Annotated in this window: 17 protein-coding genes; 4 read left to right on the top strand and 13 right to left on the bottom strand. The window is 62.6% G+C overall.

From position 1 onward, the window contains the following. Positions 1–9 precede the first annotated feature (9 nt). Positions 10–264: a DUF2934 domain-containing protein gene (locus tag ACFOJ9_RS11520; protein ID WP_378978984.1), complete on the bottom strand. Its 255-nt coding sequence runs from the start codon at positions 262–264 to the stop codon at positions 10–12. Between the two features lie 407 nt (positions 265–671). Between ACFOJ9_RS11520 and ndk the strand changes: the two genes are divergently transcribed. Together ndk and ACFOJ9_RS11510 are read left to right on the top strand one after the other, a co-directional pair. Continuing rightward, positions 672–1,094 carry a nucleoside-diphosphate kinase gene (gene ndk, locus ACFOJ9_RS11515; RefSeq protein ID WP_378978983.1) on the top strand — a complete coding sequence of 141 codons (423 nt, stop codon included), beginning with the start codon at positions 672–674 and terminating at the stop codon, positions 1,092–1,094. Between the two features lie 144 nt (positions 1,095–1,238). Further along, on the top strand, positions 1,239–1,844 hold the full coding sequence (locus ACFOJ9_RS11510; protein WP_378978982.1) for a class I SAM-dependent methyltransferase: 606 nt from the start codon (positions 1,239–1,241) through the stop codon (positions 1,842–1,844). A gap of 73 nt (positions 1,845–1,917) precedes the next feature. On the opposite strand, the gene ACFOJ9_RS11505 is transcribed toward ACFOJ9_RS11510, so the two are convergent. From ACFOJ9_RS11505 to ACFOJ9_RS11480, 6 genes are all read right to left on the bottom strand, one after another. Beyond that, complete coding sequence (locus ACFOJ9_RS11505) at positions 1,918–2,682, bottom strand: YbaY family lipoprotein (protein ID WP_378978981.1); 765 nt, start codon at positions 2,680–2,682, stop codon at positions 1,918–1,920. Between the two features lie 96 nt (positions 2,683–2,778). Beyond that, positions 2,779–3,255 (bottom strand): molybdenum cofactor biosynthesis protein MoaE, encoded by a 477-nt coding sequence (locus tag ACFOJ9_RS11500; protein WP_378978980.1) that lies wholly within the window; start codon positions 3,253–3,255, stop codon positions 2,779–2,781. A gap of 1 nt (position 3,256) precedes the next feature. Then, a complete protein-coding gene (moaD, locus tag ACFOJ9_RS11495; RefSeq protein ID WP_378978979.1) occupies positions 3,257–3,514 on the bottom strand; it encodes a molybdopterin converting factor subunit 1 in 258 nt (85 codons plus the stop codon). 1 nt (position 3,515) lies between these two features. Then, positions 3,516–4,112 carry a CDP-diacylglycerol--glycerol-3-phosphate 3-phosphatidyltransferase gene (pgsA, locus tag ACFOJ9_RS11490; RefSeq protein ID WP_023673449.1) on the bottom strand — a complete coding sequence of 199 codons (597 nt, stop codon included), beginning with the start codon at positions 4,110–4,112 and terminating at the stop codon, positions 3,516–3,518. A 98-nt stretch (positions 4,113–4,210) separates the two neighbouring features. Beyond that, complete coding sequence (gene uvrC / locus ACFOJ9_RS11485; protein ID WP_378978978.1) at positions 4,211–6,280, bottom strand: excinuclease ABC subunit UvrC; 2,070 nt, start codon at positions 6,278–6,280, stop codon at positions 4,211–4,213. Beyond that, the gene (locus tag ACFOJ9_RS11480; protein WP_378978977.1) at positions 6,277–7,041 is read right to left on the bottom strand and encodes an SDR family oxidoreductase; all 765 of its coding nucleotides are present in this window, start codon (positions 7,039–7,041) and stop codon (positions 6,277–6,279) included. Before ACFOJ9_RS11480 ends, uvrC begins: the two co-directional genes overlap by 4 nt. Positions 7,042–7,452: 411 nt before the next feature. Between ACFOJ9_RS11480 and ACFOJ9_RS11475 the strand changes: the two genes are divergently transcribed. Next, positions 7,453–8,109, top strand: coding sequence for an outer membrane protein (locus ACFOJ9_RS11475; protein WP_378978976.1), 657 nt, complete (start codon positions 7,453–7,455; stop codon positions 8,107–8,109). A gap of 105 nt (positions 8,110–8,214) precedes the next feature. Here the strand turns inward: ACFOJ9_RS11475 and ACFOJ9_RS11470 are convergent, their stop codons facing one another. From ACFOJ9_RS11470 to ACFOJ9_RS11460, 3 genes are all read right to left on the bottom strand, one after another. Continuing rightward, positions 8,215–8,811 carry a glutathione S-transferase family protein gene (locus ACFOJ9_RS11470; RefSeq protein ID WP_378978975.1) on the bottom strand — a complete coding sequence of 199 codons (597 nt, stop codon included), beginning with the start codon at positions 8,809–8,811 and terminating at the stop codon, positions 8,215–8,217. 118 nt (positions 8,812–8,929) lie between these two features. Next, positions 8,930–9,187: a GNAT family N-acetyltransferase gene (locus ACFOJ9_RS11465; protein WP_378987723.1), complete on the bottom strand. Its 258-nt coding sequence runs from the start codon at positions 9,185–9,187 to the stop codon at positions 8,930–8,932. Positions 9,188–9,621: 434 nt separating this feature from the next. Then, complete coding sequence (locus ACFOJ9_RS11460; protein ID WP_378978974.1) at positions 9,622–10,113, bottom strand: hypothetical protein; 492 nt, start codon at positions 10,111–10,113, stop codon at positions 9,622–9,624. A 547-nt stretch (positions 10,114–10,660) separates the two neighbouring features. On the opposite strand from ACFOJ9_RS11460, the gene ACFOJ9_RS11455 reads away from it, so the two are divergent. Further along, entirely contained in the window at positions 10,661–10,972 is a 312-nt protein-coding gene (locus ACFOJ9_RS11455; RefSeq protein ID WP_378978973.1) for a transcriptional regulator, read from the top strand. A gap of 89 nt (positions 10,973–11,061) precedes the next feature. Here the strand turns inward: ACFOJ9_RS11455 and ACFOJ9_RS11450 are convergent, their stop codons facing one another. From ACFOJ9_RS11450 to ACFOJ9_RS11440, 3 genes are all read right to left on the bottom strand, one after another. Continuing rightward, positions 11,062–11,898 carry an EamA family transporter gene (locus tag ACFOJ9_RS11450; protein WP_378978972.1) on the bottom strand — a complete coding sequence of 279 codons (837 nt, stop codon included), beginning with the start codon at positions 11,896–11,898 and terminating at the stop codon, positions 11,062–11,064. Further along, positions 11,895–12,476 carry a TetR/AcrR family transcriptional regulator gene (locus ACFOJ9_RS11445; RefSeq protein WP_378978971.1) on the bottom strand — a complete coding sequence of 194 codons (582 nt, stop codon included), beginning with the start codon at positions 12,474–12,476 and terminating at the stop codon, positions 11,895–11,897. Before ACFOJ9_RS11445 ends, ACFOJ9_RS11450 begins: the two co-directional genes overlap by 4 nt. A gap of 133 nt (positions 12,477–12,609) precedes the next feature. Then, the gene (locus ACFOJ9_RS11440) at positions 12,610–13,062 is read right to left on the bottom strand and encodes a hypothetical protein (protein WP_378978970.1); all 453 of its coding nucleotides are present in this window, start codon (positions 13,060–13,062) and stop codon (positions 12,610–12,612) included. Positions 13,063–13,126: the final 64 nt, after the last annotated feature.

The following is a 13,126-nucleotide window of genomic DNA, read 5'->3' as shown; positions in this document are numbered from 1 at the left end:
AGCTGGGCCTTACTTGGCCGCCGCCTTCTTTGGCTTGCTGGCCTTCGTGGCAGCCTTTGCTTCCTTGGGGGCGGCTTTTGCCTTGCCGGCGCCAGATGCCTTCGTGGTTGGCTTTTTGGCTGCCGACTTGCCCGCAGCATCCTCCTGGTCGACATCGGCTGCCGCCTGATGCCAATGGCGCTCATGGTGTCCAGCCGGCTGTCCCTCTTGCAGCCAGATCTGATGCGCGCGGTTGCGAATGCGTTCCTGACGATCGTCTGCCATGGTCGTGTTGTCTCCATGCGGGCCGACATCAGCGCGGCGCCGACACGCGAGTATAGCAAGCAATGCGTTGCTGTGTAGCCGTCTGATCTCGGCTGGTGCTCTACCTCATCAGCGCCGGCTCTCGGCGCAGAAACGCACACTGATCCGGCCCTTCGCTCTCGCTCCCTGCCCTTCGGGCGTTCAAACCCTTTGAAAGGTCCACTGGACCTTTCAATCCGCTCGAAGGCGGACCGGGCTTTCACCGTTCGTCACTCGGAAAGCCAAGCAATTGGCTTTCCGTCCGCTTCGCGGACCGTTCCTCACCTCTGTCGTTCCTCACCTCTGTCGTTCCTCACCTCTTGGCAATGGGCCGGGCGGCTTGTATAGAGCCCGCCACTCTCAATTCCATTCTCAGACAAGGACGACCCATGGCGCTCGAACGCACATTTTCCATGATCAAGCCGGACGCAACCCGGCGCAATCTCACCGGCGCAATCACCGGGATGCTGGAAGAGGCCGGCCTGCGCGTCATCGCCTCGCGCCGGGTCTGGATGAGCCGCCGCGAAGCTGAAGGCTTTTATGCCGTCCACAAGGACCGCCCGTTCTTCGGCGAGCTGGTGGAATTCATGTCGTCGGCACCGACAATCGTGCAGGTGCTGGAAGGCGAGAACGCCATTGCGCGCAACCGCGAAGTGATGGGCGCCACCAACCCGGCCAACGCCGCCGAAGGCACCATCCGCAAGGTGCATGCGCTGTCGATCGGCGAAAACTCGGTGCACGGCTCCGATGCGCCGGAGACCGCCGCAGAAGAGATCAAGTACTGGTTCTCGGACACCGAGATCGTCGGCTGAGCCGATAGTCCAAACCTTTGGATCACGTAAAAAAGGCCGGCGTTTTGCCGGCCTTTTTCATGGCCGAACTATCGGGCCTCGCGTGCGAACCGCATGTACTAGGGTGAGATATGGAGCGTATATAGCCGACAATGGAGCCTCCGCATGACCAGTGCCATTCCGGGTTTCTTCCAAGGCACAGAGATGCCGAACAGCGGCTGGTGGGAGGCGCTGTGGCCCGACCCCGCCGCCGTGCTTTCGGCAACGGGGATCAAGCCAGGCATGGAGGTGATCGATCTCTGCTGCGGCGACGGCTGGTTCACGCTGCCGATCGCCAGGGTGGCTCGTCATGTCGTGGCCATCGATATCGATGCCGATCTGCTCGAAGCCGCCAGACACAGGTTGGTCGAAAGTGGCGCGACGAATTGCGACTTTGTCGCGGGCGACGCCTATGAGCTTGCAGGACTGGTGACTCAACCCGCCGACTTCATCTTCATGGCCAACGCCTTTCACGGCGTTCCGGACCGGCCGCGTTTAGCGCGCGCGGTGCGGGCGGCACTCGGTCCGGGCGGGCGTTTCGCCATCGTCAACTGGCACCAGCGTCCGCGCGAAACAACGATCGTCCAGGGCGAGCCTCGCGGACCGAAGACCGAATTGAGGCTGTCGCCGGAACAGACCACGGCGGACGCCGAGGCGGGTGGCCTCAGGCTTGCCGAACTGGTCGAGGTGCCGCCCTATCACTACGGCGCCGTGTTCGAACAGGCCGAATGAGAGCGTCTGTTTCGGTCCGGCACCAGCGTGCCGAGATCCATGGTCAGGCCATGCGCCCAACCATCAGAATGCCTCAGCTTGCAGCGCTCAAGCGCAGGATCTCGCGGCCGTCCTTGTCTGATATGACGAGCTTGCCGGCATCGACACTGTATGACGCAGCCTTGGCCAATGCATCGAACAGCGCCTTTTCCTCGGCCATCACCTCGGGCGCGCAGGCCTTGTAGGTCGAGCCTATGTCGCTGATCGCGATCGCCTGGCCATCGACCTTGGCGGTGGCGAAATAGGTGTTGCAGGGGCCGCTGCCGCCTGCCTTGCCGGCCTCGCTGACCCTGAACGTCGCTTGCGGGGCGGTGATGGCGCCGATGCCGTCGACAAAGTCGACCAGCCAGAGCTGGTCAAAGACGGAAACCGTCGGCTCGGCGCTCGGCGTGACCATCTTCAGCACGATGGTCTGCGGCACGTCGGTCAGCGGATCGACCTGATGGCGCATGTCGGAGATGAACAGAAGCTTGTTATCAACGGTAATGCGGGCTTGCAACGCGTAAGTCATCTGCGACCGGATGACGGAGGGGTCGAACTTGATCTCGAAGCTGATCGGCACCTGGCCGGCCGGCTTCACTTTCTGCTCGCCGATGATGGTGGCCGGCGCATCGGCCAGCGACACATCGGCAAGCTGGACAGAGAGCACGGCACTGGGCGGCAAGGCGATGCGCTCGCGATAGATCACCTCGCCTCTCACGGAATTTTCGGCGGCAACAGACAGCTCCGGCACGGCCAATATGCCGACGACCAGAGGCACTAAACCGAAGACGAAGAACTCCGCGATCCTGTCCAGCATGACCATCTCCCTCGCCCTGGGCTGCCAATGCCCAAGCTGACCAACCGCGGTCAGTTGGCCAAAGGATTGCGGTCAATGCATGGCTGCGGCAGAATTTTATTCGGACGGTTTCCAGCGTTGTGCGGCCTGGTCGTCAGCCTCCTTGGCCTCGACCCAGCCGCCCTCGGAGCCGTCGATGCGATGCTCCTTCTTCCAGAAGGGTGCGCGCGATTTGAGATAGTCCATGAGAAAGTTCGCCGCCTCGAACGCAGCCTGGCGATGCGCCGAGGCGGCCACCACCAGCACGATGTTGTCGCCGGGTGCGATCTTGCCATGGCGGTGGATGGCCGTGAGACCTTGCAACGGCCAGCGCTCGACCGCCTCAGCAGCGATACGGGCGATTTCTGCTTCGGCCATGCCGGGATAGTGCTCGAGCTCAAGCGCCGACAAGGTGCCCTGCTCGTCCCGGCAAAGGCCGGAGAAAGAAACCACGGCGCCGATATCGGCGCGGCCTTGCGTCAGTCTGGCGATCTCGGCGGCGACGTCGAAATCCTGCGCCTGAATGCGCACGACAGGTACGACGGCGCCGGTCATGTCAGCCCCCGGTCATCGGCGGGAACAGTGCAATCTCGCGCGCGCCTGCGATCTTCTCGCGGTGCTCGACATGTTCCTGGTTGATGGCGACGCGGATCACGTCGGGATATTGCAGCGCGTGCTCGTAGCCCTCGCCGCGCGATTTCAACCAACGCAGGAGATCAGCCACCGTCTCGATGCCAGCAGGCAGGTTGACGTCTTCCTCAGGCACGCCGATGCGTTCACGCACCCAGGCAAAATAGATGAGCCGGGTTGTCATCTCACTCGTCCATGATGTGCTTGAGGCCGGCGCGGAAATAATCGTAGCCGGTGTAGAGCGTAACCAACGCCGCGATCCATAGCAGCACCAGCCCGGTCTGCGTCGTCAGCGGGAAGATCTTGTCGCCGGCCGGCCCGGCCAGCAGGAAGGCGATGGCGACCATCTGGATGGCGGTCTTCCATTTTGCCAGCTGCGTCACCGGCACCGAAACCTTGAGCGCCGCCAGATACTCGCGCAGTCCCGAGACGAGGATTTCGCGGCACAGGATGATGATCGCCGCCCACAGTGACCATCCGGCGATGCCGGCATGACGGTCGGTGTCTGCGGCCAGCAGCAGCAGGCAGGTGGCGACCAGCAATTTGTCGGCGATCGGATCGAGCATCTTGCCGATGTTGGAGGTCTGCTGCCAGGCGCGCGCCAAATAGCCGTCCAGATAGTCGGTGATCGAGGCGAGCAGGAAGATGATCAGCGCCGACCAGCGGGCGAAGTCGCTCGACTTCAGATGTCCTTCGAGAAAAAAGCACAGCACCACCAGCGGCACCGCGACGATGCGGGCGTAGGTGAGCATGTTGGGCAGGTTGAACGCGCGCTTGGCCATATCCGGGGGACTCTTTCTGCCTGCCTACTCAAATCAGATACGAATGTGGGGGGTCAACAGGCCAGAATCGATTGGCCAGCCGAAAATACCCGAATCCATCAGCTCTCATGGAAATGATTGTAGACCAGTTTGGCGACCTGTTCGGAAATGCCGTCGACTTTCCTCAAATCCTCGATTGCGGCACGGCTGACCGCCTTGGCGGTGCCGAAATGCATGAGCAGCGCCCGTTTGCGGCCGGGACCGATACCGCTGATCTCGTCGAGCGGGCTCTTGACCATCTCCTTCTTGCGGCGCGCACGGTGCGAACCGATGGCGAAACGGTGGACCTCGTCGCGCAGGCGCTGGACGAAATAGAGCACGGGATCGCGAACCGGCAGCGAAAACGAGTCCCTGCCCTTGACGAAAAAACGCTCGCGGCCGGCGTCGCGGTCCTGGCCCTTGGCGATGCCGATGGCCACCACGCGATCCTCGATGCCGAGATCCGAGAGGATCTTGCGCACCGCCGTCATCTGGCCCTGGCCACCGTCGATCAAGATGACGTCGGGCCAGGCCGGGAAGCTGCCGGAGATGTCGTCCTCGATATCATCGCCCGCCTGAGCTGCCACCGCATCGTCGGCCACGGCAACATCGCCATGTTCCCTGAGCAGCCGCGAAAACCGCCGCTCCATCACCTCGCGCATCATGCCGAAATCGTCGCCCGGCGTGATATCGGTCGAGCGGATGTTGAATTTTCTGTACTGGTTCTTCACAAAACCTTCCGGCCCGGCGACGACCATGGCGCCGACGGCATTGGTGCCCATGATGTGCGAGTTGTCATAGACCTCGATGCGCACCGGCGGCTTCGACAAGCCGAAGGTCTCGGCGAAACCGGTGAGCAGCCGGCCTTGCGTCGAGGTTTCGGCCAGCCGGCGGCCGAGCGCCTCACGGGCGTTCTGCAGGGCGTTGTCGGTCAGGTCTTTCTTTTCGCCGCGCTGCGGCACAGAGATCGCGACCTTGCGGCCGGCGCGGGTGGAGAGCGCCTCGGCCAGCAGTTCCTGATCCTCGACGCCATGCGACAGAAGAATGTTCCGCGGCGTCGGCTTGTCGTCATAGAACTGCGCCAGGAACGAACCCAACACCTCCGCCGCTTCCAACGCCGGATCGGCTTTGGGGAAATAAGCGCGGTTGCCCCAGTTCTGGCCGGTGCGAAAGAAGAACACCTGGATACAGACCTGGCCGCCTTCCTGATGGATGGCAAAAACATCAGCCTCGTCGACGGTCGCCGGATTGATGCCCTGGTGGCTCTGCACATGCGACAGGGCCGCAAGTCGATCGCGATAGATGGCGGCGCGCTCGAAATCGAGAGCTTCAGACGCTTGCTGCATGGCGGCCGAGATTTCCGTCTTCACCTTCTGGCTGCGGCCGGACAAAAAGTCCTTCGCTTCGCCGACCAGCTCGGCATAGTCCTGGTGCGATACCTCTCCGGTGCAGGGGCCGGCGCAGCGCTTGATCTGATAAAGCAGACACGGCCGTGTGCGGTTCTCGTAAAAAGAGTTGGTGCAACTGCGTAGCAGGAAGGCGCGCTGCAGCGAGTTGATGGTGCGGCCGACGGCACCGGCCGAAGCGAAGGGGCCGAAATAATCGCCTTTGCGCGAGCGCGCGCCGCGATGTTTGTAGATGCCCGGTGAGACATGGTCGCCGGTCAAGAGGATATAGGGAAACGACTTGTCGTCGCGCATCAGCACATTGAATCGCGGCCGCAAGCGCTTGATAAGATTGGCTTCGAGCAGCAGCGCTTCGATCTCGGTGCGGGTGACGACGAACTCCATCGTCGATGTCTCGCGCACCATGCGGCCGATGCGGGTGGTGTGGAAGCGGCCTTGCGCATAGTTGGTGACGCGCTTCTTCAGGCTGCGCGCCTTGCCGACATAAAGCACATCGCCGGCAGCGTTCATCATGCGGTAGACGCCGGGCGCGTTAGGCAGCCGCTTGACCAGCGTCTGGATCACCTCGGCGCCGACCATGCCTTCGGCGTCGCCGGCATGCGGCGTCCAATCGATAGCGGTGAAGGCGACGTCGGGACCGGCAGGTGTGACGATCTCCTCGACCGCCTCGTCCTCGAGGTCGATATCGGGGGGCAGATCGTCGGCGCCGCCGCGCGGCTTGTTTTTGTGATCCAAAGGACTCATTCCGCCATGCCTGTCACATCGGGCGTCTGCCATGCAAGATGCTGGCCGCCATCGAGCGCGATCATCTGGCCGGTGACCGAGCGCGCTTCCCAGAGATAGCGGATCGTGGCGCCGAATTCCGGCAATTCCGGGCCGCGCTTGAGGATCAAGCCATCGACCTGGGCGGCAAAATCGCTGTCGTCCTGGCGCGCGTTCTTCAGGGTAGGTCCCGGGCCGATGGCATTGACGCGGATGCGAGGGCCGAGCGATTGCGCCATCATCTGGGTGGCCGTCCACAGTGTCGACTTGGACAGAGCGTAGGAGAAATAGCGCGGCGTCGGTCGCCAGACGCGCTGATCGATCATATTGACGATTAGGCCCTCCTGCCCTTCCGGCAACGCCCGGGCGAAGTTCTGCACCAGCAGCGCCGGCGCCTTCACATGAACGGCAAAGTGCCGATCCCAGGCCCGCCAGTCGAAATCCAGAACCGAATCGTCCTCGAACAGCGACGCATTGTTGACCAGCAGCGAGACCGGTCCTAGCGCTGCTTGCGCCTGGCCGACGAGGTCGCTGACGGCGTCCATATCGGTCAGGTCGGCGACAACCACGGCGGCGCGACCACCGCTGGCGATGATTGCGGCGGCCAACGCCTCGGCCGCGACATGCGAGCGGTGGCAATGGATGGCGACGGCAAAACCGTGGGCGACGAGATCCTCGACGATTGCCCGACCGATCCGTTTCGCCCCGCCCGTCACCAGCGCCGTGGCGGTGGCCTTGCTCATGGTGTCAATCCTCTATTTCGGCCCCGAAAACATGACGCCGGCGAAATATGGCCGGGCAGGCGTTAAATGGCGTTCGCACCTTAGGCAGCATTGTGGCGAAACAGCCTTTCGGCGTCCCGACTCGCCTTTGACTCGAAGCCGCCCGAGCGGAATATAGGACGCTGGACTCCTTGCACCAAGCGGTGTGCAGCGCAGCATGGAACGGCTCCTGCCATTTCGCTGTTGCGAAGATGCAACGTCAAGGTTCCGCCTCATTCGCGCCGGGGAATGACCCAAGTTCAGGTTCGCTTCAGCCGCATTTTGACACGACATTTGGAACCGACGAACGCCAGATCCGTTTCACCCCCCGGACGGGTAGATGGCGATCGTGAGAAACAAGCCTGTGTCCTGTGGCTTAAGGAGTAACGAACAATGCAAGCCAATCTCAAATTCGCACGGCCGCTGGCCGTGGCGCTCGGGCTCTTCGCCCTCAGCGGAACTGCCTATGCTGCTGACGTGGTTTCGGAAGAGCCGCCGGCACCTGCGCCGATCGCTGAACTTCCGGTCGCTTCGTGGGCCGGCCCGTACGCCGGTCTCAACGTCGGCTATGGCTTCAGCGGCCGGACCAAGGAAAAGGATTTCGACGTTGAAACCGATACCAAAGGTTTCGTCGGCAGTGTCTTCGGCGGCTATCAGTGGCAGCAGGAGAACTTCGTCTACGGCGCTGAAGCCGAGCTCGGCTACAACGGCGTCAAGGGTGACGACAACGGCATCCACTCCAAGGGCGGCTTCGAAGGCTCGCTGCGTGCTCGTCTCGGCTATGCTGTGACCCCGGAAATCCTGCTCTATGGCACCGGCGGTCTCGCCGGCAGAAGCCTGAAGGTGGAGGACTCTGTCATTCCCGCCAGCGATACCGCAACGATGCTCGGCTGGACCGCCGGTCTCGGCACCGACATCAAGCTGACCGACAATGTCTTCGGCCGTGTCGAGTACCGCTACACCGACTTCGGCAGCAAGAGCTTCGATGGTATCGGCAAGGTCAAGGCCACCGACAACCGCGTCACCTTCGGCGTCGGTATGAAGTTCTAAGTCGTTCAAGCCACGACACGAAAGAGCCGGGCCTCGTGCCCGGCTTTTTTATGCCCGAGGGATCACGCGAGAGATCGACTCGATCAACCGGGTTAATCGGGCCGATCAACCGGGAATGCACGGCCTCAACTCTGGAAACTTCTCGTCGAAGCGCGCTGCCCACCGCGTCAGCCGGGCGCGACCCTTCTCCCATTTTCCGGCAAAGCGAAGTGAGAGATAACCAAGGCAGGCGCGCAGTGCCATTTGGCCGGCGGTGATCTTCTTCGGCAGCTTCGGCGGGTTGGCGTTGAGCAGATCAAGTGCCGCCGTGATCTTTCCCCATTGGCGATCTAGCCAGGGTTGGTAGACCATCTCCTCAGGCCGCGTGCGCCGTTCGTAGACCATCGACAGCGCGCAGTCGCAAATGCCGTCCGCCAACGCTTCCAGCACTTCCGCCTCGAGCCGCTTGTCGGGATTGCGCGGGAAAAGCGCGCTCTTCGACACCCGGTTGAGGTGCTGGGTAATGGCGCGGCTGTCATGGATGGAGCGGCCGTCGTCGAGCACCAGAACCGGGATCTTGCCGAGCGGGTTGGCGATCATCAAATCGGCTGGCTTTTCCTCGGTCTTGATCGGCACCAGATCGACGGCGATGCCGGCATAGGCGGCTGCCATGCGCACTTTGGAACTGTAGGGAGAAGACGACGCATAGAGCAGTCTGGGCATGGCAGGGTTCCTGTTTTGCAGGCGGGCAGTGTTGACCGATCAGGCGCAATCGAGCAATGGCCAGAAGCGGAAAACCCAGCCGCCAGCGAGCGACTGGTTCGGCAAGTCGGCGCCTGCATCAGCGTCGTTGACCGGGGCCGTTTAGCGAGCGCTCCATGATGACGGTGCGTTCATCGCCATGGTAGCTGACACCGCCCGCATGCGCCGCTTCCTCGACCTCTGCCATAAGTCGTTTGCCGATACCACGACCTTGCAGTTCAGGATCCACAAAGACGGATCGAACAACACTTCCATCGAGGCTGGCTGTCCAACGACCCTGCCACGCACAACCGCGACAGAAACCCTCCGCTTCCTCAAAAGCGCAGAGACAGCGGATGGGCTGAAGCTCTGCTCCACACGAGCGATGATGTCTTGCGAATAGTCTTTCGCATTGGTCTGTCGCAGAGCTGCCAGGATCACGCGGCTCACGGCTTGCGCATCGTCCTCGTTTGCTCTGCGAATCGTGAGCTCCAAAGTCACTTCACCACCAAGCAGCCGACCCGAATTCCTTGCGGCGCAGACAGCGGCGGCACGCGGATCACCGGTCGACACCAAGACTGAAAAAGCTTCGCGCCGAGATTTGATCCGCCATCGTTGACGCGGACGAAGCCCCACCGGACTTCGCCCTATGGCGAAGTCCTGGGAGCTGCGAAAAGATATCCTCCGTCCGCCTCTGTTCTCGCCCTCCAAGTGACCAAGCAGCAAGTGGGGCGCCTGTCAGGCACCCGCCCTTGACTGTCTCGGCACGGCCCCCGGCGAGGGAAGACGCGATTACTTCTTGCCGGCCTTCGCGGGTGCTGCCTTCGGCTTGGCCGCGGGTGCCGCTTTCTTCACCGGTGCTGAAGACTTCGCTGCCGCCGCCTTCTTTGCCGGTGCAGCCTTCGCTGCCGGTTTCTTGGCAGGTGCAGCTTTCGCAGCCGGCTTCTTGGCCGATGCCGCCTTCGCAGCCGGCTTTGCAGCTGCCTTGGCAGGTGCTGCCTTCTTCACTGCCGGTTTTGCCGCAGCCTTTGCAGCCGGCTTCTTGGCCGGTGCCGCCTTCGCAGCCGGCTTTGCAGGTGCTGCCTTCTTCACTGCCGGTTTTGCCGCGGCCTTTGCTGCCGGCTTCTTGGCCGGCGCTGCTTTTGCCTTGGCCGCTGCGGCCTTCGGCTTGGCAGCAGGTGCTGCTTTCTTCACTGCAGCTGCGACCTTCGCCGTCGCTGCTTTTACGGGTGCTTTCTTTGCCGGTGCCTTGGACGCCGGCGCTTTGGATGACTGCTTAGCCATGCGATGCCCCTTCCGTTGTGCCGATGGCCGTAATGACCCGGCGCGCTCATGCATATCTGACTCGCGGCTTGCTAGCCAGCGAAGCAACAGACTGATTTCTGCAGCTTAAATTTTGGTTACGGATCGCACACGATCGTGCCGATCGTCGCAAAAATCCGCTGCTGATCTTCAACCATTGCCTAGAGTGTACCGTCGACATTCTCTACATCCTGCGAGACCGTTCCTCTCGTGAAGCTCTGAAGATCAGTCAGCAGCTTGCGCATCGATCTTCGGTCTCTGACATCATGACCCGCTACCTCAGCGGTGCGATCATCTCGTGCAAGCAGACGATCTACACTGCAATGGGATGGCCGATCGCTGCATAACCTTGTCAAGCATGATCGCGCCGCCCGCTTGCGCGTAGATTGACAGACGACTCTACAACACAGAGTATTCTGCGTGGGAAAGGGAACGCTTCAATGTCGATCGCACAGGAGCAAGCGGCGCTGTCGCTGTTCGAGATTGCCGAGCCCCACGGCGGCGGCCTTGGCCGCATCGGAGCTGACCGATGAGTGCCGATGAAATCATCCACCAGAGCACACGGCTCAGGATCATGGCCGCCCTGAATATGCTGGAAAGGCGGCAAACGCTGGACTTCAGCCAGTTGAAGGCCATCATGGACGTCACCGACGGCAATCTCGGCGCGCATCTCGATACGCTGGACAGGGCCGGCTATGTCGAGATCGAAAAGCTGTTCGTCGGGCGCCGGCCGCAGACGCGCGTCAGGGCGACGACGAGCGGACGGCGCGCGTTCCGCGGCCACGCCGCGTTCCTGCGCAAAATCCTCGATCAGGCTGAGGCGGCGCCGCGCGGAAAATAGCGCGGGCGATCGGGCGAAATCTCAGCGCGTGGCGAACCGGCGCTGTTGGTGTGCCTGCTGCCCGTGCCGGCGGGTGACGCGCATTTTCGTCACGACTGATAGCCGAGGCAGATGGCGCCGAGCGCGACAATGGCGCAGGCGCCGACCCGCCGCGGCGTCAGCATCTCGCCCAGGAACAGGCGTCCGATGAAGGCCGCGAAGACGACGCTGGTTTCGCGGATCGCGGTGATCGGACCGGCCGGTCCAAGCGCGAAGGCCGCGACCACGACGCCGTAGGCCAAAAGTGCGAACAGGCCGCCGCCCAGCGCCTTCCAGGTTTCCGGCGCCCGCAGGTCGACGATGAGCCGGCCACGACAGACGACGAAGGTCGCCGGCAGCAAGGCGCCGTAGATCAGCAGGACCCAGGCGGTGTAGGCGCCGGCATTACCCGCCGCGCGAACGCCGATCGCATCGACGGTCGCATAGGCGGCGATGATCGCTCCCGTTGCCAGCGCATAGAGTATCGATGTCGTGGCGGCCCTTCCCCTTCCGAGCGAGAGACCCATGATGCCACCGGCGACCAGCGCGACACCGACGGTCTGCGGCAGGGTGAGCTGCTGGTTGGCCAGGAAAAATCCACCGAGCGTGACCAGCAGCGGCACGCTGCCGCGAACGATCGGATAGACCTGTCCCAGTTCGCCATATCTGTAGGCGGCCACCAGAAACACGCTATAGCCGACCTGCAGGCATGCCGAGAGCCCGATATAGAACCAGGCCGGCGCGGCCGGAAGGGCGTGGAAGACGGCGAACGAAATGGCAAGCGCCGTGCTGGAAAAGCTCATGACGGTGACGGTCCACAACCTGTCGGTCCCGGTTCGCAGAAAGGCGTTCCAGGTCGCATGCAGGATCGCGGCAAACAGCGCGAGCCCGATGACCAACGGGCTCATTGCGGCCTGCGCGAAGCAGCGACGATGCCCAGGGCCGCCTTGCGGGCGTCGCGAATGGCGGTGTCCGCCTGCCCCATCTGCGCCAGCAAGGTCGCACCTTCGATCAGCATGAGCAGTGCCGCCGCGACACTCCCGGCACGGCCGCGCGGCATCACCTCTTCGAGAATCGACTGCATGCGCCGCTTGAGGCCGTTCTTCTGCCTGGCGGCAGCCTTGAACACCGAATGCTCCGGATTGCCAAACTCGGCCAGCGCATGCGCGAACAGGCAGCCATGGAAATCCGGGCTGCGGAACCAGCGTTCATGCCAATCGAAGATTTTTCCGATTTTCTGCTCTGGCGTGATGCCCTCTTCGGCGAGGTGGTCGAGCTGGCCTTCAAAACGCCTGGCGCGATAGTCGAGCACCTCGACGATCAGTTCGTCCTTGCTGGGGAAGTGGCGATACATCGTCATCTTGGCCACCTCGGCCTCGGCGATGATCCGGTCGATGCCGGTGGCATGGAAACCGGCGCGCTTGAACAGCGCGTAGGCCGTTTCAACGACGTGCTGGCGTTTGTCGAAAGCAGGCGATGATGTCATGACACTACCAGTGGTGAGATAGGTCTGTATCATAGCTATGCGACAGACCGCACCTTCTGTCAACGCGGTACAGAAAAGCGCCCGCAGCCGATCAAGCCGCAGGCGCGAAAAGAGATAGGAACGGAAGCCGGGTTTAGCGCAGGACGCGGCAGCGGCCGTTGTAGACCATCCAGCGGTCGAAGCCCGAGACGCAGAATTCGACATTGTCGCCGATCGAGGCAAAACCCTGGCCTTCCTCGATCAGGTACCAGATGGTGCGGTCACGGCCGTCGGAAAGACTGACTGTGGCGCCGCAATAGCGGCGGCCGATCGGCCAGGTGTCGTTGGCCGGCAGATAGCGGTGCTGGTGGATGCGCTGGAAATCGGTGATCTGAACGTCCGGCAGATGCGGCACGTGATGCACCTGGTAGGAGAAGCGGCTGGTGATCTTGTTCAGCACCCAGGCTTCGCCGCAGACGCCGCTGTCCTCATCGGAATAGACTGTAAGATCGGCCGCCTGCACGGCCTGGGTGACGCCGAGAGGCGCGGCAAGCGGAGTGCAAAGCGAAATCAGGGCGGCAAGTGCGGATTTGGCGAAGCGAGTCATGGCAGCCTCTCAAGGTCGATTGCGCGCACTGTGCGGATTCGCTTGGCGGCGGTCAAGCGGTTGC

This window comes from Mesorhizobium cantuariense (assembly GCF_042647205.1).
GTDB classification, from domain to species: domain Bacteria; phylum Pseudomonadota; class Alphaproteobacteria; order Rhizobiales; family Rhizobiaceae; genus Mesorhizobium; species Mesorhizobium cantuariense.
This window is presented reverse-complemented; position numbering and strand designations above follow the sequence as displayed.